Annotated in this window: 21 protein-coding genes; 6 read left to right on the top strand and 15 right to left on the bottom strand. The window is 70.4% G+C overall.

What is annotated here, in order from left to right; all coding sequences use genetic code 11:
- Nucleotides 1-53 precede the first annotated feature (53 nt).
- Nucleotides 54-929 carry an SDR family oxidoreductase gene (locus tag JYJ93_RS27410; protein ID WP_206796798.1) on the top strand — a complete coding sequence of 292 codons (876 nt, stop codon included), beginning with the start codon at nt 54-56 and terminating at the stop codon, nt 927-929.
- Here JYJ93_RS27410 and JYJ93_RS27405 read toward each other — a convergent pair.
- From JYJ93_RS27405 to JYJ93_RS27380, 6 genes are all read right to left on the bottom strand, one after another.
- On the bottom strand, nt 913-2,043 hold the full coding sequence (locus tag JYJ93_RS27405) for a hypothetical protein (protein ID WP_206796796.1): 1,131 nt from the start codon (nt 2,041-2,043) through the stop codon (nt 913-915). The genes JYJ93_RS27410 and JYJ93_RS27405 overlap by 17 nt on opposite strands.
- A 79-nt stretch (nt 2,044-2,122) precedes the next feature.
- The gene (locus tag JYJ93_RS27400) at nt 2,123-2,830 is read right to left on the bottom strand and encodes an iron-containing redox enzyme family protein (protein ID WP_206796794.1); all 708 of its coding nucleotides are present in this window, start codon (nt 2,828-2,830) and stop codon (nt 2,123-2,125) included.
- 66 nt (nt 2,831-2,896) lie between these two features.
- Complete coding sequence (locus JYJ93_RS27395; protein WP_206796784.1) at nt 2,897-3,709, bottom strand: GNAT family N-acetyltransferase; 813 nt, start codon at nt 3,707-3,709, stop codon at nt 2,897-2,899.
- A gap of 69 nt (nt 3,710-3,778) precedes the next feature.
- Nucleotides 3,779-4,333 carry a hypothetical protein gene (locus JYJ93_RS27390; RefSeq protein ID WP_206796782.1) on the bottom strand — a complete coding sequence of 185 codons (555 nt, stop codon included), beginning with the start codon at nt 4,331-4,333 and terminating at the stop codon, nt 3,779-3,781.
- Between the two features lie 297 nt (nt 4,334-4,630).
- The gene (locus tag JYJ93_RS27385) at nt 4,631-6,022 is read right to left on the bottom strand and encodes an amino acid permease (RefSeq protein ID WP_242543943.1); all 1,392 of its coding nucleotides are present in this window, start codon (nt 6,020-6,022) and stop codon (nt 4,631-4,633) included.
- Nucleotides 6,023-6,051: 29 nt separating this feature from the next.
- A complete protein-coding gene (locus tag JYJ93_RS27380) occupies nt 6,052-6,456 on the bottom strand; it encodes a RidA family protein (protein ID WP_206796779.1) in 405 nt (134 codons plus the stop codon).
- 105 nt (nt 6,457-6,561) lie between these two features.
- On the opposite strand from JYJ93_RS27380, the gene JYJ93_RS27375 reads away from it, so the two are divergent.
- On the top strand, nt 6,562-7,491 hold the full coding sequence (locus JYJ93_RS27375; protein WP_206796777.1) for a LysR family transcriptional regulator: 930 nt from the start codon (nt 6,562-6,564) through the stop codon (nt 7,489-7,491).
- Here JYJ93_RS27375 and JYJ93_RS27370 read toward each other — a convergent pair.
- Nucleotides 7,488-7,748: a hypothetical protein gene (locus tag JYJ93_RS27370; RefSeq protein WP_206796775.1), complete on the bottom strand. Its 261-nt coding sequence runs from the start codon at nt 7,746-7,748 to the stop codon at nt 7,488-7,490. The two genes, JYJ93_RS27375 and JYJ93_RS27370, sit on opposite strands and share 4 nt — an antisense overlap.
- A gap of 21 nt (nt 7,749-7,769) precedes the next feature.
- A complete protein-coding gene (locus JYJ93_RS27365; RefSeq protein WP_206796772.1) occupies nt 7,770-12,683 on the bottom strand; it encodes an alpha/beta fold hydrolase in 4,914 nt (1,637 codons plus the stop codon).
- Between the two features lie 220 nt (nt 12,684-12,903).
- Between JYJ93_RS27365 and JYJ93_RS27360 the strand changes: the two genes are divergently transcribed.
- Both JYJ93_RS27360 and JYJ93_RS27355 read left to right on the top strand, forming a co-directional pair.
- A complete protein-coding gene (locus tag JYJ93_RS27360; RefSeq protein ID WP_242543942.1) occupies nt 12,904-13,761 on the top strand; it encodes a hypothetical protein in 858 nt (285 codons plus the stop codon).
- Nucleotides 13,762-13,802: 41 nt separating this feature from the next.
- Complete coding sequence (locus JYJ93_RS27355) at nt 13,803-14,693, top strand: hypothetical protein (RefSeq protein ID WP_206796759.1); 891 nt, start codon at nt 13,803-13,805, stop codon at nt 14,691-14,693.
- A gap of 9 nt (nt 14,694-14,702) precedes the next feature.
- Here the strand turns inward: JYJ93_RS27355 and JYJ93_RS27350 are convergent, their stop codons facing one another.
- Nucleotides 14,703-15,488 (bottom strand): helix-turn-helix transcriptional regulator, encoded by a 786-nt coding sequence (locus JYJ93_RS27350; protein ID WP_206796758.1) that lies wholly within the window; start codon nt 15,486-15,488, stop codon nt 14,703-14,705.
- A gap of 70 nt (nt 15,489-15,558) precedes the next feature.
- Here JYJ93_RS27350 and JYJ93_RS27345 point away from each other — a divergent pair, with 70 nt between their 5' ends.
- Both JYJ93_RS27345 and JYJ93_RS27340 read left to right on the top strand, forming a co-directional pair.
- Entirely contained in the window at nt 15,559-16,494 is a 936-nt protein-coding gene (locus tag JYJ93_RS27345) for a DMT family transporter (protein ID WP_206796756.1), read from the top strand.
- A 106-nt stretch (nt 16,495-16,600) separates the two neighbouring features.
- Nucleotides 16,601-17,101: a hypothetical protein gene (locus JYJ93_RS27340; protein ID WP_206796754.1), complete on the top strand. Its 501-nt coding sequence runs from the start codon at nt 16,601-16,603 to the stop codon at nt 17,099-17,101.
- Nucleotides 17,102-17,107: 6 nt separating this feature from the next.
- Here the strand turns inward: JYJ93_RS27340 and JYJ93_RS27335 are convergent, their stop codons facing one another.
- From JYJ93_RS27335 to JYJ93_RS27310, 6 genes are all read right to left on the bottom strand, one after another.
- A complete protein-coding gene (locus JYJ93_RS27335) occupies nt 17,108-17,977 on the bottom strand; it encodes a hypothetical protein (RefSeq protein ID WP_206796753.1) in 870 nt (289 codons plus the stop codon).
- A gap of 119 nt (nt 17,978-18,096) precedes the next feature.
- The gene (locus JYJ93_RS27330; RefSeq protein WP_206796750.1) at nt 18,097-18,435 is read right to left on the bottom strand and encodes a hypothetical protein; all 339 of its coding nucleotides are present in this window, start codon (nt 18,433-18,435) and stop codon (nt 18,097-18,099) included.
- The gene (locus tag JYJ93_RS27325; RefSeq protein WP_206796748.1) at nt 18,432-19,220 is read right to left on the bottom strand and encodes a DUF2092 domain-containing protein; all 789 of its coding nucleotides are present in this window, start codon (nt 19,218-19,220) and stop codon (nt 18,432-18,434) included. The genes JYJ93_RS27330 and JYJ93_RS27325 overlap by 4 nt, the downstream gene beginning before the upstream one ends.
- A 148-nt stretch (nt 19,221-19,368) precedes the next feature.
- Nucleotides 19,369-19,968 carry an HMA2 domain-containing protein gene (locus tag JYJ93_RS27320; protein WP_206796747.1) on the bottom strand — a complete coding sequence of 200 codons (600 nt, stop codon included), beginning with the start codon at nt 19,966-19,968 and terminating at the stop codon, nt 19,369-19,371.
- Between the two features lie 9 nt (nt 19,969-19,977).
- Nucleotides 19,978-20,217, bottom strand: a complete 240-nt coding sequence (locus JYJ93_RS27315; RefSeq protein WP_206796744.1) for a hypothetical protein — start codon at nt 20,215-20,217, stop codon at nt 19,978-19,980.
- Complete coding sequence (locus JYJ93_RS27310; RefSeq protein WP_206796742.1) at nt 20,214-23,165, bottom strand: cation-transporting P-type ATPase; 2,952 nt, start codon at nt 23,163-23,165, stop codon at nt 20,214-20,216. The genes JYJ93_RS27315 and JYJ93_RS27310 overlap by 4 nt, the downstream gene beginning before the upstream one ends.
- Nucleotides 23,166-23,208 lie beyond the last annotated feature (43 nt).

The raw sequence follows: 23,208 nt of genomic DNA, 5'->3' as shown, positions 1-23,208 counted from the left end.
TTATCGCCGGTATCGGAATTGTGTTTCCGATGGTACTGGACAGGGGTCGTTCAATGATCGTCGTGACCGGAGCAACCGGGCAGCTTGGCCGCCTCATCGTGGAGAAGCTCATCGCCCGCGTCCCCGTGGACCGGGTCGCCGTCAGCGTCCGGGACGTCCAGAAGGCCCAGGACCTGGCGGCACGGGGCGTCCGGGTGCGGAGGGGGGACTTCGCGGAGCCGGCGAGCCTCGCGCAGGCCTTCGAGGGCGCGACCCAGGTGCTGATGGTCTCGTCGAACGCGGCCGCGCACGGGGGCGATCCCCTGGCCCAGCATCGCTCCGCCATCGACGCCGCTCGGTCCGCTGGAGCGCGGCGCATCGTCTACACGAGCCACATGGGCGCGAGCCCCACGTCGGCGTTTCCTCCCATGCTCGACCACGCGGCGACGGAGCAGATGCTGGCCGGGTCCGGTCTGGCGTGGACCTCGCTTCGCAATGGGTTCTACGCGTCGAGCGCGGCGTTCCTGCTGGAGCGAGCCCTGCAAGCGGGAGTCTTCGAGGCCCCGGCGGATGGAAAGGTCTCCTGGACCACGCACGCCGACCTCGCGGAGGCGGCGGCGGTGGTCCTGACGAACGAGGGGCGGTTCGACGGGCCGACGCCGCCGCTCACGGCCTCGCAGGCACTCGACTTCGGTGAGCTGTGCGACATCGCGTCGGACCTCCTCGGACGGCCCATCCGTCGAAGCACCGTGTCGGAGGATGAGATGCGCGCGAAGCTCGTGGCGAGCGGCATGCCCGCGCCGGTGGTCGGCATCTCGCTCGGCCTCTATCGCGCGAGCCGCGATGGCGAGTTCGCCGCCGTCGACCCCACGCTGCGGCGGTTGCTCGAGCGTGAGCCGGTGAGCATGCGCGAGTTGCTCGCCGGGAAGCTGCTCAGGGCGCGGGGATGAACTGCGGCTCCCCGGGACGCAGGGGCCCCAGGTACTTCAGCCACTTCTCGTACTCGCTGTCGTACGAGGCCCGGCGCACATAGACGTCACCGAAGCTCCCCGAGGTGGGCGTGGCACGCAGCCACAGGTCCAGCGCGCCCGTGTCGTCCAGCCGCGCCACGCCGATGTCTCGGGGCGACGGCGTCCCCGGCAACGGGGGCAGCGGCTCCACGCCCTCGTCAGGCTTCGTCTCCAGGCTCTGCATCCGGTCCCGGATCGCGTCCAGCACCCAGGGGTCCATGCCCGGCGTGGCGCGCAGGCGGGCGTCCTGGGCCTCCAACCGTGCGCGCAGCGTGGGGAGCACCTGGGTGCGGAGGGTCTCCACGGCCCGGGCGTCCCAGCCCAGGTAGCGGGTGCTGCTCACCAGGGCCTGGTGCAGACCGTTCAGGTCGTCCAGGGTCGGCAGGTCCTGGGTCCGGGCCAGCCACGTCTCATAGAACGTGCGCAGGAACCACTCCTGCTCATGCCGGATGACCGGCACCGTCCTGCCCCATTCCCAGTCCGGCGCGAGCCCCGTCTGCCCCAGGTGCCAGGAGTTGAAGCCGCCTCGCGAGTCGGCGAACTTCGAGAGCTCGGCCCAGCGGGTCTCGACGTCGGGGCGGGACTCGATGAGTTCGCGGCAACGGCGCATGTCCTCGGCCGAAGCGCGCGGGTCCGAGGCCACCAGGTCACACGCCTTGTCCACCGCGCCGCCCTCCACCGCGGCGCGCAGCGCGAAGCGCGCCTCCTGCTCCTGCCGCGCGCGGTGACGTGACGTCGACCACTCGCCACCCATGATGGACAGGGCGGCGGTGACGGCGCATGCGACCAGCGCCACCATGGGCAGGCCCATCCCCAGCGGGACCGCGTCGAACGGGCGGTCCGACAGGAAGCGCCGCCAGCCGACCCAGAGCGTGAGGAGCAGCGGGAGCACCGCGAGCACGAAGGCCAGGCCGTTCAACGACTGATGCAGCGGCGTGGCGGAGTGCCGGTAGGACTCGCTGCTGAAGGCCAGGGTGAAGAAGGTGCCCACCAGCAGCGCCACGCCCAGCCCCAGCTCCACCAGCAGACACACTCCGGCGACGACCGCGCTCATCCTGGATGCCCCCATCCCGTCGCGGTCAGGGCCCCATGCTCCCGGCCGCGCTCCGTGAGCGTAGCCGATTCCGGCGCTCCTATGCCGCGAGGGGAAGGCTGGAGGCGCCAGCCTCACGGAAGATGCGCGGGTAGACGCTCCGGGCGACGCGCGCCGAGAAGAGGATGGCCTCCTGATCCTCGGGGTCCGTCAGCTTCCCCAAAAGCTTCACCATCTCCGCCACGTGGTCTCCGTCCAGCGCCCCATGGCTGCGCAGGAACGTCACCGACTTGTGGATGTTGGGGATGGCGGACGCCGCCCGCATCCGCTCCGCCCACTGGCCTGCCCGCGTCTGCGACAGGTACTCCAGCACGTACGCGGTCCCCAGCACGGCCGTCGGTACGCCCGCGCGCGACGTGAAGAAGTTCCACCCCGTGTAGGCATCCACCGCCGGGCTCTTCGCCGCCGCCTCCACCTGCTCCTGCGACCACCCCAGGTTCTTCAGGTCGGACAGCAACCACAGGTCATGCCCCCGCTCCTCCTCGCCCTTCTGCACCAGGAGCTCCGCCAGCTCCGGATGCCGCCCCAGCTTCCTCAGCCGCAGGCCCGCTTCGCCCAGAAGCGCCGTGCTCCAGCGGGCGTAGTGGAACGTCTGGACGAGGTAGTGGATGTAGCCCTCCGCGTCGAGGGTGCCCTCCAGCATGCGGCGGGCGTCGGGCTGCGCATCCACCGCCGCCACCAGCGCTCGCGCCTCCGCGTCCAGCGCCGCCAACCAGCCCGTTCCCTGCTGCTCCGTCTGTGTTTGCACGTGCGTCTCCTGTCCGGGGCCATTCCGGGCGCCCGGTGGATGTCTGTTTTGAAGATGAACCCCAGGCTAGGCGGCGGAGCTCACACCGCTCTCCAACGCATGGAAGCGCGCCAGCGTCTCCGCTGGGATCTCGTCGAGCGCCATGATCAACGGCAGCGTGAACCACTGGAAATACGCGTCGTAGAGCGGCTCCGCGATGAAGCGCGCGCCCATCGTCCTGGCGAAGAGCGAGGGCGACCTGGGGACCCGCAGTCCGTCCAACAACCCCTGCTTCGCCCGCGCCCGCTCCTCCGGCGTGTAGTAGGGGGTCCGGGACTGCGCCGCGGCCTCCCGTGGATCCGGCACCGCCACCTGGAAGCACGGGCTGCGCCATCCCCGGCTCGCCACCACCTGCCATGACAGCAGGGCGTCCTCGGGCGAATCCGTCTCCAGGTTCGCGGATGCAATCCAGTGGGTCACTCCCCGCCGCCGGCTCTCCGCGTACATGCCCGCCTGCAGCCAGGTCACGGCCTCCGAGCGCCGCCACTCCGGCAGCACGCAGAAGCGCGAGGGCTCGGCGAACACCATCCCCGGCCGGAGCAAGGCGGAGAGGTCCATCCGCTGCTCCATCTCCAGGCCCACCCGCACGCCCAGGTTCGCCGCCACCTCCGCGTTGGGCAATGCAATCCGCATCGTCGCCACCGGCTCGGCGCCGTCATGGACCAACACGTGCACGGTGGTGTCGAGCGTGTCGATGCAGGTCATCTCCCGCCGGGACACCGCTGACTGCTCGGACAGCAATCCCATCTCTCCGCCAAAGACAGCCCAGCGGATGCGAGCCGCGTCATCCAACTCACGTTGGGTGGTGGCGACACGCCAATGCCAATGCTTGCGCCTCATGGGTCGTCTCCCGGGGGCGGGCACCGCCCGAGGCCTCATTCGAGGGCCCCGGGCGGCGTGAGGCTCACGTCACTGCATGTTGGTGACGATCTGCGCCTCGCAGGTGTTGATGTCGATGTAGGAGTTGACGGCGTCGAGGGTGCAGATGGCGCCGCCGTAGGTCCCGTAATAGACCGTCGCGCTGCAGGCCCCGGCGTTGTCCGCGATGTCCACGCGCCAGATGCACGTCTTCGCGCCGGCCGGGTTCGCCGGGTCGACCGTCCAGTAGTACTGCTGGGAGAACGACGGGGCCGGCGCGGGGGCGCTGACCTGGAAGCCGCCCAGGTTGGCGGTGGGCACGGGATAGGGCGAGTACACGCCGTTGAACGTGCCGTTGATGGTCTGGAGGCCCAGGTAGATGTTGGCGCCGCTCTGGTTGGAGACGAAGAAGTTCTCCAGGGCCGGGCCAATGGCCGCGCCGCCCTTCACCTGCGGAACTTCGAACGCGCCCTCGCGAACGCTGACGTACTCGTTGCGCTGGGAGAGGAAGTCGGGGAACCCGAGATCGGCCGGAGCGGCAAAGGCAACCGACGGCGCGAGGGACAACAGGGAGGCGGCCAGGAAACGCTTCACGTTCCTCGTCATGGACTACTCCTGAGTTGATTTGTGTGGGGTTGGCCGAAGCCGAGGCATTCCTAACACTGGTCTTGATTTAACTGCAAATCAGAACGAGCAAAACGTGTGATTCCTGTGAGCACGGATGATTGCATCCGGGCCGTGTTGCACATCGCGTTGGGGGTGGTGGCTAGGGGGTTTCCACGGGTCTGCCCATACACGCCGCCTGGGGCCGGAGCACCCCCGCTCGCCGGGTAGGCGGGCGAGCAGGCCAAAGGCATACGTGACTGTGTATGGCTTCAATCGCTGGCAGTCGCGCTCGGAGCTTCAAGGCGTGCCCAGGGCGGGCGGGGTCTCGGGACGCCGGGTGCGCCGGCGCCAGAACAGGAACACGGGGACGCCGGCGCCAAACAGCAACGTTCCCTTGAGCGCGTTGAGCGGGTTGGAGGCCGTCGAGCCCAGGATCACGTAGAGCGCCGCCGCGATGAAGAGGAGCGGGGTGACGGGATATCCGGGCACCCGGTACGCGGCGCGGGGCACCAGGCCCTGCCGTTCGCGCGCGCGGTAGACGAACAGCGTCGCGGCCGTGGCGCCGAAGATGAGCCAGTCGGCGAAGACGACGTAATCGAGCAGCTCGCCGTACGTGCCCGTGCCCGTGAGCAGGATGGCCCAGGCCGCCTGGAAGAGGATGGCGTTGGAGGGCGTGCGGAAGCGCGGGTGCAGCCGGGCCATCCACGGGAAGAACAGTCCATCCGCGGCCATGGCCTGGTAGACGCGCGGCGACACGAGGATGACGAGGTTGAGGAACCCGAAGGTGGAGAGGGCGACCCCCAGGGTGATGAACGTGCGGCCCGCAGGCCCGATGAGCTGGTCCAGCGCGTCCGCCGCCGGAGCGCTGCTCGCCGCGAGCCCCGCCGCGCCGAGCGTGCGCAGGTAGGTGAGGTTCGCGAGCAGGTACACCGTCACCACGCCGATGACGCCGAGCAACAGAGCGCGTGGCAGGTTGCGCTCGGGGTTGACCAGCTCCTCGGCCACGAAGTTCGTCTGCTGCCACCCGCCATAGCTGAACAGCACCGGGACGAGCGCCGCTCCCAGCGCGAGCACGAGGGAGTCAGGCGCCACCGGAGCGGCCACGGCCTCCACCGCGGCGGGCCGGACGCCTTCGAGCAGGAGCCCCGCGCCCACGAGCACGGCGAGCGCCAGCAGCTTCAGCACGGTGAAGATGTTCTGCGTGAGCGCCCCGGGCCGCACGCCGAAGTAGTTCACCCCGGAGAGCAGGAGGATGGCGCCGACGGCGAGGGGGAAGCGGAACCCGGGCCCCAGGCCGGTGAGCGCGAGCGTGTAGTTGGCGAACGTGACGGCCACCGCGGCGATGGCCCCGGTGGCGATCATCAGCATCAGGCCCCACGCGTTGAGGAACGCGGGCAGCGGGCCGAAGGCATCGCGCAGGTAGACATAGCTGCCGCCCGCCTTGGGGGTGCGCTGTCCCAGCTCCCCGTAGATGAAGGCGCCAATGAGCGCCACCACGCCGCCGAGCATCCACACGGCCAGGGTGAGCGCGGGCGTGTGCACGCGCTGCGCGACGATGGCCGGGTTGAGGAAGATGCCCGAGCCGATGATGCCGCCAATGACGAGCATCACCCCCGAGAACAAGCCGACGCGTCGAGCGTAGCCGTCGCGGTGGGGCGCGGCTTCATCCGGGAGGGGAGAGGGGCTCATGGGCCCCAGCATATGCCCTGCGTCGCGGCTCAGCCCACGACGGCCGTGGCCTCGATCTCGACCAGGACGTCCGGCTCGAAGAGCACGGAGACCCCGATCAGCGATGCTGGCGCCGGAGTGAGCTTCAGCTCCCTGGCGGCCTGCTCGATGCCGGCGAGGAACTCAGGCATTCGCTCGTGCTTCCAGTCGACCACGTAGAGGGTCAGACGGACGACGTCGTCGAACGTTGCGCCCGCCGCAGCGAGGGCGATGGCGACGTTGCGGTAGGCCTGCGCCACCTGTCCGGCCAGGTCTCCGCGCGCGACGAGCTTGCCGTCCGCGTCGTACGCGACCTGTCCCGCGATGTGCACCTGCCGGGTGCCGGTGGCGATAGCCACCTGCCGGTAGACGTCGGGCTTCATGATTCCGTCGGGGTTGAGCAGGGTCACGGGCATGGAGGATCTCCAGAGGGGAGGTGAGTGCCGGGCTCGTATACCGGGCCCATTGACGAACGGCGTTCCCCTCTCCAGCGACGCGGTCGCTACAATCGAGCCCTCTCGATGAAACGCGCCCACCTGGATGAGATCTTCGCCTTCATGTCCGTCGTGGACGCGGGCAGCTTCGTGGGCGGCGGAGAGGCGCTCGGCCTGACGCGCTCGGCGGCGGGCAAGGCCCTGGCCCGGTTGGAGTCCCGTCTGGGGGTGCGCCTGCTCAATCGCACGACACGCCAACTGAGCCTCACCGACGAGGGCCGTGTCTTCCACGAGCACTGCCTGCAGGTCCTCGCGGCCCTGGACGACGCGGAGGCCAGCGTCGGACAGCGCACGGGCACTCCACGGGGCGTGCTGCGGCTCACGCTGCCCGCCGCGTTCGGCAGGCTGCATGTCCTTCCCCTGCTGCGGGACTACCTGCGGACCTGGCCCGAGGTGCAGGCGGAGGTGAGCTTCTCCGATCGCGTCTCGGACATCATCGAGGAGGGCTACGACCTGGCGGTGCGCATCAACGCCTCCAGCACCGATACGCGCCTGGTCTCGCGGACCGTGGCCCGCTACCCGGTGTACGTCTGCGCGGCGCCCGCCTACCTCAAGGCGCGCGGAGAGCCCCGCACGCCGGAGGACCTGTCAGCGCATGAGTGTCTGGTCTTCAGCAGCCGGACCCGGCGGCAGCCCTGGCACCTGCGCCAGAAGGGCGGCGCCACGGTGAAGGTGGAAGGACGAGGCCGCCTGCGGCTCGACAGCGGCGAGGCGATCCGCGACGCGGCCGTCGCGGGGTTGGGCATCGCCTATCTCCCCGGCTTCCTGGTCGACGAAGACCTGGCGAGCGGGCGGCTCAAGGCGCTGCTCCCGTCCTGTGAGACCGAGCACGTCCCGATCATGGCGCTCTATCCGAGCAAGCGTCACCTGCCGGCGAAGGTGCGGCGCTTCATCGACCTGATGGTCGAGCAGTGGAACACGACCGTCACTGCCCGTCGTGCACGATGGAACCCCTAACCGCGCTCGTCCTTCACCGTCGCGGCGTTCAGGATCCTGGAAGGGTTCGTGTTGGCGTCCGCCACCGTGAGGGCGATGTCCTCGACGTGGCCCTCCCGCGCGAGGAAGACGATGGCGCCCAGCAGCTTCTCCGTGGGGTTCGAGACCCGGCTCAACTGCTGGAGCACGGGTTCCACCTGGGCGCGTCCGAACTTCCGCTCGATCTCAGCGACGCGGTCCGCGTGACTGAGACCGTGCTCCTGCTGCTTGCGCGGCATCCTTCTGCCCCTCCCCATTGTTCAGACAGCGATCCCGCCGCGAGGCTTGTCGCGTGAAGTGAGCGCGGCCCTGGGGGGCGTAGGGTGCTCGATGGCGGTGGTGTAGTCGAGCCCTCCCAGGTCCTGGTCCTGGAGGAAGCGGCGGATGAGGTCGGCCATCTCCTCGGGACGTTCCATGAGGACCAGGTGGTCGGCCTCCCGCACCGTGGTGAACAGGGCTCCGGGCAGGGTCTGCGCCAGCCTCCGGACGTAGCCCGGCGGCGTGATGGGGTCGTACTCGCCGGTGAACACCAGGGCGGGGCGGTGCATGGGGCTGTCCTCGGGATCGCGCGCCCTGGCCAGCAGCCGGTTCTGCACGTGGGTGTAGCGGCGCGCCTCTCTCGGTGTGACCTGGTGGAAGGCCTTCTCGACGAGTTGCCGGGTGGACTCCGCCTCCCGGACATGGTGCGAGGGATCCTGGGTCATCGTCGCGGCCACCAGCTTCTGGACGAACGACTCCAGTTGACCTTCGAGGATCACCTCCGCGTTGACGTCGAAGCGGGCAAGGGAATCCTCGGGAAGCTCCGTCGAGGCGCCGACGATGACCAGGTGGTCGACACGGTCCGGGTAGCGGTGGGCGAACTCATACGCGGTCGAGCCCCCGTAGGAGATGCCGACGAGGTGGACCCTGGGGACCTCCAGATGCTCGCGCAGGTGTTCGATGCAGTCCGCCAGGAAATCGAAGCCCCGCTCCGGGGGCAGGTCGTCCGCCACGCCCGAGCCGGGCAGGTCGACCATGATCAACTCGCCCAGCGGATGCAGCAGCCGCTCGAGCTTGGGCATGGCGTACATGTCCTGGAAGGCGCCGCTGGCGATGATGATGGGCGAGCCAATCAACGGCCGCGCGGGGCCCGCCACGACGCGGTAGGCGAAGCGCAGGCCGTCCTTCGTCAGGAAGCGGGTCTCCTGGGCCGTTCCACCCGCGAGCAGGTCCGCGAGCGCCTTCACGGTGCGGCAGCGCAGCACGTCCGCCCAGCGGATCTCGCGCTGGAAGAGGGCCTCCATGCCGCGATGCAGCCGCGCGAGCTGGATGGAGTTGCCACCGCGGTCGAAGAAGTCGTCCTCGTCTCCGACGTCCGGTTGTCCGAGCACGTCCGCGAAAAGCTGGCGCAGCCGCCGCGTCGACGCGGTCGGGTCGGAGGCGGGCCGCGCGGCGCCGGTGGTCTCCTCGACCGAGAGGGGCACGGCCACACCCAGGGCATCCGTGACGCGGATGGGCGCGACCGTGGCCCGCGCCGCGTCCTTGAGCCGCCCGGGCCCCCGGGCGACCACGTCTCGCAGCGGAGCGGGCGGGCGCTCCACGCGGGAGCGCAGGAGGTGCCCGCCAGGAAGCACCCCGACGAGCCCGGAGGCCCGAGGCGCGCGGACCGCGAAGGGGAGGGATGCCAGGGCCTGCGCGGGCTCCATGAGGGCATAGCCGCGCGCCGTGGCCTGGCCCGTCACCTCCAGCTCCCGGGTGCCGTCGCCACGCCAGTAGCTCCAGCCGATGCTCCGGCACACCGGGGCACACGGCTCCCCCTGGACCTCCTGCTGACACTGCTCGGCGAAGGCGTCGAGCGCGGCGTTGCTGGCGGCGTAGGCCGCCTGGAACGCGCCACCCAGGGTCGCGACCGCGGAGGAGAAGAGCACGAGCTGCGCGTCCGGCCGCTGGCGCACCACCTGCCAGAGGTTCCACGCCCCCGCGAGCTTGGGTCCCAGCGCGGTGGCCAGGGTCTGGGGCGTGGTCTCGAGGAGGGGCCGCTCCTCGTAGTGGCCCGCCAGATGGAACACCCGGCTCACCGGCTGGGACGCAAGGAACTCCGCCTGCTCGATGGCGGCCAGGACGCTCTGCGCGTCGAGCACGTCGACGGCCTGGTAATCGACGCGGCCCTGCTCACGCAGCGCGGTCAGGGCCGCCTGCTGTTCATCGGACAGCGCCGCCTCCTGCGTGCGGCCCAGGATGAGCATGCGAGAGGGCTTCTGGCGGATGAGCCAATCCGCGACCTGCCGTCCCACGGTGCCCAGGCCGCCCGTGAGGACGACGAGCCCTCCCTGCTCATTCATGGAGGCATCGAGGACCGACCCCTCGGGGAAGCTGGGGACCATTCTCGTGACGAACCGCTGATCCCCCCGCCAGGCCACCTCCGGTTCGACGGTGAGGGCATCGACCTCCGACAGGATGCGCCGTGCGTTCGCCTCGGGGCGCTCGCGAGGCAGGTCCAGGTGGGTGACGCGCAGCCAGCGCAGCTCCAGCGAGGCCCCCGCTAGCAGGCCGCGCGCTACCGCGTGAGGCAGGTAGAGCGGCTCCTCGTCGTTGACGCGCTGTCCCTGGAGGGTGATGACCTTCAGCAGGACCTGCCGGGGCGCGAGCGCGTCCAGCGCCTTGAGCATGGGGACGATCCCGCCGCAGACACGAAGGCAGGCGTCGCGGTGGGCCTCGGGCGTTCGAGGCAGGTCCGGCGTGGCGGAGCCTGCCAGGTGGAGGACATGTCTGGGAGTGAAGCCCGCCGTCCGCAGGGCCTGGAGCAGGTCGCGGTGGTGGGCCGGGTTCTCCACGTCCATCCGGAAGCGGTGCGGGCCCTCGCGGATGACGTCGGGCCCCACGGTCGGGAGGACGGTGACGCAGGGTTGCCCACGGCGGGACAGCTCGCGCCGCACGGCCTCGGCGAGCCCCCCGCTGTCCGCGACGAGCAGCACGGGCTCATTCGCGGGCAGGGCGGGCGCCAGGGGCGAGGCGCGCCAGACGCGGTGGAAGAACCAGGCGGGCAGGGTGTCATGCCCGGCCTCCGGATTCCGGGCCGCGAACCTCGAGGCGAAGCGCCGGGCGAGCGCGGGCCGCTGGATCTTCCCCAGGTCCGTCTTGGGAATGTCCGCGCGCTCCACGGGGAGCAGGTAGGCGGGGTTGACGCCATGGACACGCGCCACGGCGGAGCGGATGCGTGGCAGGGCCTCCTGTTCGCTCGTGCCCGGCAGCAGGTGGAAGAAGAGGGCGAGCTCATCCGTCACCGCGCCTTCCACGCGAACCGCGCACGCCGCGGTGAAGGAGCGGTCGATGAAGGGGAGCGACTCGACGGTGGCCTCGATTTCGTGGCCGAAGTGGTTGGCGCCGTTGATGATGATGGTGTCGCGCGAGCGCCCCGTCAGCGTGAGCCGGCCGTCGAGCAGGTAGCCCTGGTCTCCGGTGCGAAACCACCCCTCGGACGTGAAGGACTCCCGGTTGGCCACGTCGTTCTCGACGTATCCCCGCAGCAGCGTGTCCCCGTGGATCTGCAAGGAGCCCACCTCACCCTCGGCGACCACCGCGTCGCTGTCATCGACGATGCGCAGCCGCACGCCGGGGATGGGCGGCCCGAGCGAGACGACCTCGTCCTCGTCGGACGTGGTGTCGAGGCGGAAGTCGAGGCCATAGGTGACGCCCGAGGACGTCTCGGACATGCCCCACGCGGGGCAGAGCGCGGATCCCCGCAGGCCATGGGGCGCCAGGGCCTTCAGGAACTGACGGGCGACCCGGGCGGAGATGGCCTCGCCGCCGTTGATCAGGATCCGGACGCGGGACAGGTCCCACCTCCGTTCGCCGGTCATCCGGGACAGCTCGCCGACAATCAGGCCGAACGCGAAGTGCGGCGCCCAGCTCAGGCTCGCGCGGTAGCGCTCCATCCAGTCGAGCCAGCGCAGCGGCTCCCCCAGGATGAGCTGCGTGGGGACGTGGACCTCCGCGCAGCGTGAGAGCAGGTTGCGCGTGTGCATCATCGCGATGCTGCCGCCGTGCTCCAGCGGCATCCAGCTGAAGGACACGTCCTCGGGTCCCATCTTCTTCACGTGGGCGCTGCCCCGGGCCTCGGTGAGGATGGCCCGGTGGGTCAACGGCACCGTCTTCGGCATCCCCGTGCTGCCCGACGTGAACAACAGCAGCGCGACGGAGTCGGGGTCCGCGTCGCGGTAGGGCTCGACCGGGACCTGGCGCGTGAGCTCCTCGATGGGGGTGGCCTTCAGCGCATGGCCGGCGTCCCGGGCGAACGAGCGAAGGGAGTCCAGCCGCGACAGCTGGGTGATGACGAGCGGCCGGTGGAGCGCGGTCCAGGCGGCGACCAGCTTGCTGATGCCGGGAACGCCGTCCACGTATTCGGCGGGGACCGCCACGGGGGCGGGTACCACGCCCGCGAGCAGCGCCCCCCAGAGCGCGGTGATGAAGTCGAAGGTGCCCGCGAGCTGGAGCAGCACCGTCTGGCCAGGACGCAGCCCCGCGGCACGCAGGCCGCCCGCGACCCTCCGGGCCCGTTGGAGCAGCTCCTGGTAGGTGTCAGGCAGCTCCAGGCCGTCACCCTCGAGGTGGATCATCCGTTGACCGGGGGCCTGTTCCACCGCGGACAGGAGGACGTCCACCAGCGTCTTCTCCGGACCTGTCAGCGCGGGCCCTCCGTCGGTGAAGGCCCGCCGGGTGCTGGCGTCAGGCCTCCTCGCGGACGTCGTGCGGCCCCCGGTCACCGGTGACGCCTGGGGCGGCCGCCGCAGCCGGAGGGCTCCGGGCGGGAATGCCCGGTCCTCGACGGACACCTGCCACGCTTCGGCGCCGAGGAGGCCGTCGACGACCTTCTGCCAGGTGTCGACCACCGCCTCATCCAGCGTCCCCATCCCGGAGGTCCGCAGGGCCGCCTCCGTGTCCGAAAGAGGAAGGGTCGGGACCAGGACCACGTGCAGCGGTCCCACCTTGTGGGGACAGTGGGTGCGGATGTGCTGGACGATCATCGGCTCGGTCAGGTGGCCCCGGGTGGCCACGTAGACCCGGAAGCCTTCCGCCGCGCGCGCCGCGTCAACCGACGCCGGAAACACGACACAATCCGCGACCCACCACAGTTCCAGGACAGCAGCGCGGATGGCGGCCCGCACGTCGTGAGGCTGCATCGGGGGTGTCTGCATGTGGTCTCCCTGAGAGCTGGGAGAATGGATAGATGCGAAATGACGGAACAACCATTGGACCGGGCATACAAGACCGTCCGCCGTATTTTCGTGTGTGGATTCGCGCAGAGTCCCCGCGGAACTTTCGCGCGAAGGGGGTGAGGGAAATTCCGCCCGGATTTCGTTGATGGGCCGTCACCCACACCCCAGACGGGGGGAAAGACGGACCATGAAACTCCGGATGCAGACTCACCTGTGGACGGGCGCGGCGCTCGCGCTGCTCCTGCCCGCGGCGGCGCTGGCGAACGAAACCCATGTCTACGGCATCGCCAACTTCGGCGGCGCGGGTCAGTGCAATGCCGAATCGCACTCCGTGCATACGACGACGGCGGGGGCGTTCGCGAACTACTTCAACCAGCTCGTCAGCGCCGGCCTCTGGACGGATGTCCGCGCGATCAACAACTCGAGCGCGCGCACGGACCTCTGGACCGACGCCTCGAAGGGGGCTCTGGCCGACGCGAAGGACACCCAGCTCAACGCCGGCGTGGACGACGCGGACGTCCTCTTCGTGCACACCCACGGCGGCCACAGCGAGGCGAACCTCCGCAGCTGGCTCGTGATGGGGACCAACGCGGATGCGTGCTCCGCCGTCACGGACACCCATATGAGCCTGGGCAACGGCAAGCTGAACATCGCCGTCGTGAAGGCCTGCCAGTCCGGCGACTACCAGGTGTGGAAGCAGGGCGGGTACCGGACGGCGCTCGTGACGCCCACCAGCGGCTTCAGCATGTGGAATGCGTTTCACGGCGACTCGTCATGCGGCAGTTTCGTGACGAGCTACGTGCAGCGCTACGTGGCGAACTCGCGGGGCGACGGCGCGGGCGAGAACTGGCTCGACGAGGCCTACGACTGGGACAAGGGCACCGACAACGACGACTGCCCGGTGTCCATCGTCTTCGGTGAGACCAAGGCGCAGCGCGTGGCGATGTTCGAGGCCGGTGGCTGGCGCGACCGCAAGAGCACCGGGCGCAAGGTCGCCTCCACCATCTTCTACGTGGGGGGCTGCGACCCCTCCGGCGGGCAGAAGCTGCCCGAGTGACCCACGCCACCCACGACTTCGAACCGAAAGAACGAACCGCCATGAAAAGCCATCTGCTCATCCGATTCCTGACCGTCCTGCCGCTCGCCGCCATGTCTGGCTGCGATGAAGGCGCCTTCATGGATCCCGCCGCCGTCACCACCCAGTCCTCCCGGGCGACCCTCGGCTTCATCTTCGACTCCTCGCGGATCGCCACGCCGCCCACCGGAGGCCTCCCCACCACGCTGCTTCCCAGCACCGCCTTCGGTGACGCCGCGTTGCAGGGCTCCCTGGTGGGGACGACGGAGCCCTTCACCCAGACGGGGACGCTGGGCCCCCGCGCGGACCTGGAGTCCCAGTCCTGGAAGCTGGAGCGCGACCCGTCCGAAGGCCAGGTGCTGGTGCTGAACAAGGTCGCCAGTGGCCCGGAGACGCCGCAGGAGCCCGCCATCCTGCAGCGCACCGCCCTGGCCCGCCTGCAGCGCTGGGGCATCCCCACGTCGGAGATCGGGGCGGTGCGGCAGGTGAAGTCGTTCACCCAGAGCGAGGACCCCGCGGGCCTCGAAACGCCCGCGCTCCACCGCCACAAGACCTTCGTGATGCGCGCCATCAACGGCATTCGCGTGGAGGGCCACCGCGCGGTGGTCTCCCACGGGCCGGATGGCGGCTTCCAGCGCGCGCTCATCAGCTGGCCCGCCCTGGGCACTTCGGGCCACCTGCTCCGGACGCGGCTGACGACGGCGCAGATTGAAGAGCGGGCGCGCGCGGCGCTCCAGGCCGAGGGGGAGACCACGGGCCCCGTGCGCCTCTCCTGGAAGTACGTGCCCACCCGGCTCGCCACGGGCGCATGGGCGCTGACGCTCAAGGTCTCCGCCGCGATGCCCGCCGTCACCAGCACGACGAGCACCGAGGAGCCGCGCGTCATCGACGTGGACGTGAGCGCCGTCCCCTGAGCCGGCTTCTCACGACGCCACGAAGCCGTGGCCGCGGACCTTGTCCGGCGTGGTGCCTGTCATCCGCCGGAACATCGCGATGAAGGCGGAGGCGCTGCTGTAGCCCAGGTCGAGCGCGATGGCTTCGACCGCGTGCCCCTGCTCCAGCATCGCCAGCGCCTTCACCACGCGCAGCCGCTGGCGCCATTCACTGAACGACAGCCCCAGGCGCTGCTGGCAGCGCCGCTCCAGCGTGCGCTCGGTGGTGTGCAGCTCCCTGGCCCACTCCGCCAGGGAGCGCTCATCCTCCGGGTGTTGCTCGAGCGCCGTGAGGACCGGCCGCAGGAGCGGATCATCGGACATGGGCAGGTAGCTTCCATGGGCGGGGGCCAGCGCCAACTGGTCGATGAGCACCCGGAACAACCTCCGCTCGGCGCTGGTGCGTGGCTGCGCCAGCCCGTGGGTGCGCAGGTGCTCCATCAGGGACTTCATCAGCGGGCTGACCGCCATCGCGCACGCCGTCCTGGGCAGGCCCCGGCACCACGCGGGGTCCAGGTAGAGCGAGCAGTGGCTCGCCTCGAACCGGTTCATGCCCCGGTGCTCCAGGTCGGGCGGCAGCCAGATGCCGTATTGCGGTGGGGCGAGGTAGTGGCTGCCCGCCAGCTTGAGCTCCATCACCCCGCTGTACGCGTAGACGAACTCACCCCAGGGGTGGCGGTGACGCGGATACGCCGCCGCCGCGGGCAGGTTCGCCGCGCGGAAATACACGGGGTGTGGAAGCTTTGAGGTGAAGGGAACTGGCAGCTGCTTCGCCATGGCGGCTTCTCGGGATGGGTTGTCGGAATCTCGCTATATCCATCCGCCCCGTCAGCCGCAGGATGAAGTCATGAGCTCCCAACGAAAACCCGCGGATGGCTTCGCGCTCGCGACCATGGTCGTGCTGTGCGCCATCTGGGGCCTCCAGCAGGTGGCCGTAAAACTGGCCGCGCCCTACGTCCCCAACCTGATGCAGATGGCGCTGCGCTCGGCCGTGGCCGCGCTGCTGGTGGCGCTGCTGTGCTGGGTGCGAGGCGAGCGGGGGCTCTTGCGCCGCGGGCCGTGGCGCGCCGGCATGCTCGTGGGGGTGCTCTTCTCCCTGGAGTTCCTCTTCGTGGCGGAGGGGCTGCGGCACACGAACGCCTCGCACATGGGCGTCTTCCTCTACACCGCGCCCGTCTTCTCCGCGCTGGGCCTGCACTGGCTCGTGCCCTCCGAGCGGCTGAAGCGGACGCAGTGGCTGGGGATTGGCGTGGCGTTCGCGGGCATCGCGCTGGCGTTCGGCGGCGGCTGGCTGCGAGGCGGCCTCGGCCCGGGCGTGCTCCGGGGCGACGCGATGGGGCTGCTCGCGGGCCTGTCCTGGGGCGCCACCACGGTGGTCATTCGCAACTCGTCACTGTCCGACGCTCCGCCCACGCAGACCCTGCTGTATCAGTTGGTGGGCGGCGCCGCGCTGCTGCTCCCCGTGGCCCTGCTCACGGGCCAGGCCGGCCCCATCACGATGGTCCCCGTGGCCTGGGCGAGCCTGTTCTTCCAGTGCGTCATCGTCTGCTTCGCCAGCTACCTCGCGTGGTTCTGGCTCTTGCGCCGCTATCTCGCCTCCAACCTGTCGGTGTTCTCGTTCATGACGCCCCTGTTCGGCATCAGCGCGGGCATCCTCGTGCTGAATGAACAGGCGGACCTCTCCTTCGCGGTGGGCGCGGTGCTGGTCCTCACCGGGATCCTCATCGTGAGCGGCGCGGGCCTGCTGCGCTCCGCGTCCACGTTGAAGCAGCGCGCGACCTGAGCGAAGACGTGCCCTGCGGTGCACACCGTGCAGCCCGCTGCACACGACACGGCATGGCTCCCAGAGGAGGCGGCCTGGGGCATGCCGGTTGCTAACGCGTGCGGGGATGTCCAACCGCCTCCTGCTTCTTCTGTGCGTCCTCACCGCGTCCGTGGCCCGGGCGGATCCCTCCCTGCCCAAGGACGAGACGTGGCTCATGATTGGCCCCTTGTTCAGCAGCTCGTCGCGGGGGGCCGGGGTGGGCCTGGAGGCGTCCCTCAATCTCGTGGATGACATCCATGCCCTGGGCGTGTTCGGCCAGGCGCAGCGCATCGAGGATTCGCACAACCGGCTGAGCGCGGGCATCCAGGGCAGCCTCATCCTGCTGGGGCTGGAGCTGGGCGTGATGCACGAAACACAGACCCGGACGAATGTGGCCACGACAGGGCTCCACGTCGCGCCCTACTTCTCCTTCATCTTCGGCTCGGTGGGCCTCCGCCTGAGCATTCCAATCGCAGGCACGGAGGACCACCGGCCCCGGTATGGCTTTGAAGGGGCCGTCGTCCTGAGCCTGAAGCTCCCCGTGCTGTTGGGCGGCAGCAGCGACGCTCCCTTCCCTCATCTTTGAGGCTGCTCAGAGCGCCTTGACGTAGCCGGAGACCTTGGGATTGCAGGCGGCCACCGTCTTCAGCTCGGCCTCGGCTGCCTTCTTCTCCGGCTGGATGCTCGCCACGATGAACAGCCCTGGCGTCAGGCGCTTGTGCGGCGTGGTCTCGAGGACCAGGAAGTTCTTCGCGCAGGCCTTCTCCAACTGCGCGGCGTCGCGGGATGCGACGGCTTCCTGGACCGTCTTGAAGCTCCCGATGATGGCCGCGTAATACGGCGGCCGGTTCCGGAGCTCCTTCACCACCTTCTTATCAGCGGCATCCCAGCGGTAGGCATCGATCGTCCACTGGTCGGGCTCGGCGGAAAGAAGCAGATACGTCCTCAAGAAGCCTTCGACCGGTGAGCCCGGCGTCAGCCGGTACGGCCTGACCGTGGAGCCCTCCGGACCCGCGAAGTTCTCATCTCCGTTCCAGGCTTCCGCCACGCCACCGTCCTTGACCACGAAGAGGCGGTGGTGGCGATGGAGATGTTCGAACCCGGTCTGCTGGGTGAAGAGGAGTCCCCACCCCGTGGCCTCCAGCCGTACCGGCTCGACCCAGGTCGAGACCTCATGCTCCTCGTCGCCGGATGACCAGCTATCGATGGAATCAGGCTCTTCGGGGTCGCGCTTGATCCCGTACGCCATGCCGGCGGGGAGCTTCGCCTTGCGCTTCTCGCCCGCCCCATCGCTCAGCTCAAGCTCCAGTTGACAGATGTCGCCCGCCTTGTGACAGCCGGTGGCGCGCAGGATGAACATCGTCCCGGTCGTTTCGCTGGCCTTGAAGCGCTTGAGCTCAAGACCGTCCCGGGCCGGAGGCACGGCGCTGGCCACCCCAGGAATGGCCATGCCCAGAAACATGAGGACCACCGAACCCAACGCTGACCGATTTCCAAAGCCCAACGCTTCTGCCTCCGGGATTGCGGCCTTGCCAGCCGTCGTCCGAGGCTCTCACGCCGCCGCCCCGGCCCGCAAAGCGGTTACTCGGCCACGTACACGAGGGTGTCCCCCTGGTAGAAGGGGCGGTAGCGGACGCTGCCGCACTGCTGGTAGACGACCCCTCCCACCGTGGAGGCCACGCAGCCCGCCGGGAGCGCCGTGACGGTGGTCGCTCCCACCGGCGCCGCCACCACGGTCGTGTTGTTGCCGTAGTAGGCATCTTGACGTGCGGCCGTGCGCCTTGAAGTGCGCCGCGCCACCCGGCGCGACGTGCCGTAGTACTGGGCCAGGGCCACCTCCGGGACCACCTCTCCCAGGAAGAAGAGCCCCAGCAACATCGCCGCCGCCCGCTGGCGGGGCCTGCGCGAATGCGTCGTCATTTCGAGCCTCCTTGCTGCTGCGCTCCGCCCTGCGAGCCCGGTGCGAGGAACGACACCCGCGTGGCGTCGCGTGGGGGCGTGAACTGGAACTGATCCGGGGTGAGCTGGGGCGACAGGTTCCATTCCGACAGCGTCACCGAGTACTGCGGTGCTCCTGGCAGGTCCCGCGAGGTGATGACGTACTTGAGCGGCAGGGGCCGCGGGCCGTCCTCGACCCACACCTCCCAATCCACGCCATCGCGGTTGCGGAACGCCAGATGGTGCGTGGACACGCCGTTCACCTTGGCCTGGCCAAGGTACTTCCCGGAGCGCACGTCCTCGGTGAGGGCGGTGTAAGGATTGCTGACGAGCAGGTCACCGCCGGGCGCATCCAATCCGAGCCGCTGTGAGGCCATGTCCAGCGTGGCATCCAGGGTGGGGGGAGCAGGCGTCGTCGCATAGGCGTTGGCCTGCTCGCCGTGGACCGTGAGGCGCTGGCCGTCGTAGTAGAGGTGGAGCCTGGCCAGGTCTCCAGCGCGGTCCACGCGCAGCCGGTTGGGCCGCTGCAAACGCACGTCGCCCGCGCGCTGCAATTGGATCTTCTGCCCCGAGTCGAGCACTTCATCGAGCGTCCCCTCGGTGCGGACGGAGAACTCACGCTGCTCCGCCAGGAAGTCGCTCATCTGGCGCAGGATGCGCTGGGCCTTGGGATCGATTTGGGCATCGGCCCCGGTGCGCTCGGCGGCGGCTGGTTCCGGTTGTGCGCCCACGAGCAGGGGAGTCGCTCCGAGGAACAGGGCGAGCATGGGCCCGCACCACCTCTTCCTCCACCTTGCGCTGCTTCCTATGTCTGTCATGAACCCCTCCTGACCCCAGGACTTTGGGGACATGGCCGTGGGGCTCAAAGGCTCACCGGTTCAACCGCCGCGCTGTCTGGTGCCTTGCAATGGGCCGTCACCGCGGACCGGCTTCAGCCGGGGCCGCGTTGCCATTGCCGTTGTCGTGACGCACCTGGGCCGGAGTGTTCTGGATGGCCTGTTCCTCCATGGTGGCGAAGGTGCGGAAGGCCCACCAGCCCAGGCTGAACCACGGCGGGGCTTCGAGCTTGCCTTTGACGGCCACGTTCATCACGCCCGCCGCCGCGAAGCCCATCGCCGTCAGCGCGCCCAGGTCCACGTGGCCCTCGGTGGCTCGGAGCAGGTCCACGTTGAGTCCCTTGATGAACGAGGTGGCCGCTCGCGCCAGGCCGCTGCCCTCCTTCAAGGACCGCAGCAGGGCGTCCCCGTCGGGCAGTTCCTCTCCGGGGCGCACCACCGTGTCCACGCCGGTGATCCGGCACACCTCCTCCAGCAGGCGCTCGACGTCCAATTCCTCCGGGTCGTGCATGCACAGCACGCTGCCGGTGAAGGGCCGCACCTGCACTTCGTTGAGGCCCTCCACCCGCAGCAGGTCGTCCGCCAGCGACGCGGCCGCCTTCCCGGCGCGCCGCAACCACGGCAGCCGCAGGCGCGTGCGCCCCGGCGACGTGTGGATGACGTGGATGCTCTTCACCATGTGCGCTCCCTAGGCCCGGGCCTCGTCCGCGGGCCGCTTGCGGTCGCCGCCGCGTGCCCTCGCTTTCGCCTCCGCCAGCAGATCCTCGAGGTCCTCGTGCTTCATCGCGGCACGCGCCATCACCATGTCGACGAAGTGGTAGGCCGAGGTGGCCACCTCCAAGAGGAGCGGCCGCAGATGCCGGGTCACCAGCACGGTGCCCGCGCCCGCGCCGTAGCCCATGAGAAAGGAGGGGAGGTCGAACTTCATGAGGGTGTCTCCAGGGAAGGGGTTGAGTCCGTCACCCGCCGCGCACGGCGCACCACCTGAGCGCCCCACGCGGGCGTTGCGCCCACCAGGACCGGTAGGAACAGGCCCACGGCCAGCCCGCCGAACGTCAGCGGCGTGGGCGCTGGAAGGTGCAACACCCGCCGCAGCGGGGGGAGGGTGAGCGCCGCCGCGTGCAGGGCCGTGGCACCGCCAACGAAGGCGTAGATGCGCCACTCGCCATCCGCGGGGACATGCCGCCGCGCCTCCCGGGGGGCGCGGCACACGGCCGAATAGCCGAGCTGCACCGCGGTGAGCGTCCCGAACGCCAGCGGTGGGCCGCCCAGGGCCATTCCCAGGGCTCCGACGCCCGCCATCAGCGCGCCGTCCCGCGCCACCCGCCACACCGCCGGTCTCGTGAGCAGCGGCATCGCCGGTGGCGCCGGAGGCCGGTCGAGGATGGCCGGGTCTCCCGGCTCCAGCGCCAGGGCGATCCCCGGCAACGTGTCCGTGAGGAGGTTGATCCACAGCAACTGCAGCGGTGAGAGCGGCTCCCTCAGCCCCAGCAGGCTCGCGCCCAACACCAGTGTCATCTCCGAGAGGTTGGTCGCGAAGAGGAAGCGCAGCGCCCGGCGCAGGTTGTCCTGGACGATGCGGCCCTCGCCCACCGCGGACATGATGCTGCGCAGGTCCTCGCTGGCCATCACCACGTCCGCCACCGCGCGCGCCATGTCGCTGGAGCGCACGCCCACCGCCACGCCCACGTCCGCGGCCCGGAGCGCCGGGGCGTCGTTGATGCCGTCTCCCGCCATGGCGACGATGGCGCCCTGCGCGCGCAGGGCCTTCACCAGCTTCCGCTTGTCCTCCGGTGTCACGCGCGCCAGCACCGCGGTGCGGGCGAGCCGGTCCGAAAGCACGTCGCCCGACAGCTCGAGCAACTCCGCCAGTTCATGCGGGGTGAGGGTGTCGCCCTCCAGACCCACCTGCCGGGCGACGGACTCGGCCGTGCGGGGCTGGTCTCCCGTCAACACCACCGTGCGGATGCCCGCGCGTCGCGCCTGGCGCACCGAGTCCGCCGCGCCCTCGCGGAGCGGGTCCCTCAGCCCCACGAAGCCGGCGAATGTGTACCCGTCCTCCGGCACGCGACCTTCGTCCCGGACAAGCCGCCGCCATGCCAGCGCCAGCACCCGCAGTCCGTCCGCCGCCAGCGCGTCGTTGCGCCTCGCCAGCCGCTCCCGGGCCCCCGCGTCCAGCGGCCCTTTCCAGTCCCGCTCGCACATGCCCAGCACCTGCTCGGGAGCGCCCTTGATGAAGGCCACCCTGCCATCGCAGGGAGCATGGTGGACGCTCAGCACGTAGTGGACGGCCTCGGAGCGCTCGCGGAGGTGCCGGCGAGGAAAGGCGTGGCGCAGCGCGGTCTCGTCCAGCCCTGCGGCGTGCGCGGCGGCCACCAGCGCCTTCTCCGTGGCGCTGCCGGACATCTCCAGCGTCTTGCCGCGGTGGTGGATGTCCACGTCGCTGTTGAGCAGCGCCAGCGCCAGCGCCAGCGTGGGTGGATCCTCCAGCACGGCCTGGGGGCGCGCACGCAACGAGGACAGCTCCAGGGGGCCATCCCCCAGGTCCAGCACCTCCAGCCGCATCTCGTTGCGCGTGAGGGTGCCCGTCTTGTCCGCGCAGATGACGGTGACGCCTCCGAGCGCCTCGGCGGCCACCACGCGCCGCACCACCATGCCGCGCGCATGCAGCCGCTGCATGGCGCGCAACAGCGCCGCGGTCGCCACCAGGGGCAGGCCTTCGGGAAGCGCCGCCACGCCCAGCGCCACCGCGCCGCGCAGCACCTGGGGCCCGGAGCGGCCGTGGGCCAGGCCCGCCACCGCGGAGAGCGCCGCCGCGCCCACGGAGACCGCCGCCACGCGCCGGTCCAACTGGCCCATCTTGCGCGTCAGCGGCGTGGACGGCGCGGACTCCTGCGCCACCAGCTCCCGCACGCGCGCCATCTCCGTGTCCGCGCCCGTGGCCACCACCAGGGCGCGCCCATGTCCCGAGGCCACCGAGCTCCCCGCGAACAACAGCGACGTCCGCTCGGCCAGCGGCGCCCGCGCATCCACCGGCGCGGCCTGCTTGGGTTGCGGTTCGCTCTCGCCGGTGAGGGGCGCTTCGTCAGCGCAGAGCCGGTGCGCCTCCAGCACGCGCATGTCCGCGGGCAACACGTCGCCCGCGCGCAGCAGCACCACGTCCCCGGGCACGAGCTCCGCCGCGGGCACCGTGAGGAGGACGCCGCCGCGCAGCACCTGCGCCGCGCCCGCCTCCAGCTTCTGCCACGACGCGAGCAGCTCCTGGTTGCGGCGCTCGATGCGGTAGCCGATGCCCGCGTTGAGCCCCACCACGGTGAGGATGGCGGACGCCTCCAGCCCGTCTCCCGCCAGCGCCGAGGCTCCCGCCGAACCCAACAGCAGCATCGTGGGCACGGTGGCCAACTGCGAGCCCATCATGGCCAGACGCGAGCGCGGTGCCTCCTCTTGCACGACATTGGGGCCAAAGCGCTTGAGCCGCCGGGCCGCCTCTTCTGAAGCGAGGCCCTGCTCCCTCACGTCCAGCCGGGCCAGCACCGCGTCCACGGTCATCGCGTGCCAAGGCTCCCGCGGCCCGCGCCGCGCGCCTTGCGCCGGGTGTGCCTTGCGTGGCGTGGGAGCGGGCCGGGCGTCAGGCTCCTCTCGCAGGCGGGCCAGCAGCGGGGCCCGCGGGGCGTAGTGCACCAGCAGCCGTCCGGTGCGGGGGTGCGCGCTCACCTCCTCGACGCCGGGCCAGGTGGCGAAGGTCCGCTCCAGTCGCTTGCCGAGGAAGGTGTTCCATCGCAGGTCGGGGACCTCGAGGCGCAGCCTGCGCGCCGCGGTCGAGTGGCGCACCACCCTTGATGGCGCGCAATGCCCGTCCATGAGGAACACCACCATTCGCGACCCCCTGACCGGGCTTCCGAACGTGGGGATGGCGTCC

Origin of the sequence: Corallococcus sp. NCSPR001, from assembly GCF_017309135.1 — a bacterium.
Taxonomy (GTDB): Bacteria; Myxococcota; Myxococcia; order Myxococcales; family Myxococcaceae; genus Corallococcus.
Note: the sequence above shows the minus strand (reverse complement) of the source record. Positions and strands in the feature narration are given on the sequence as shown.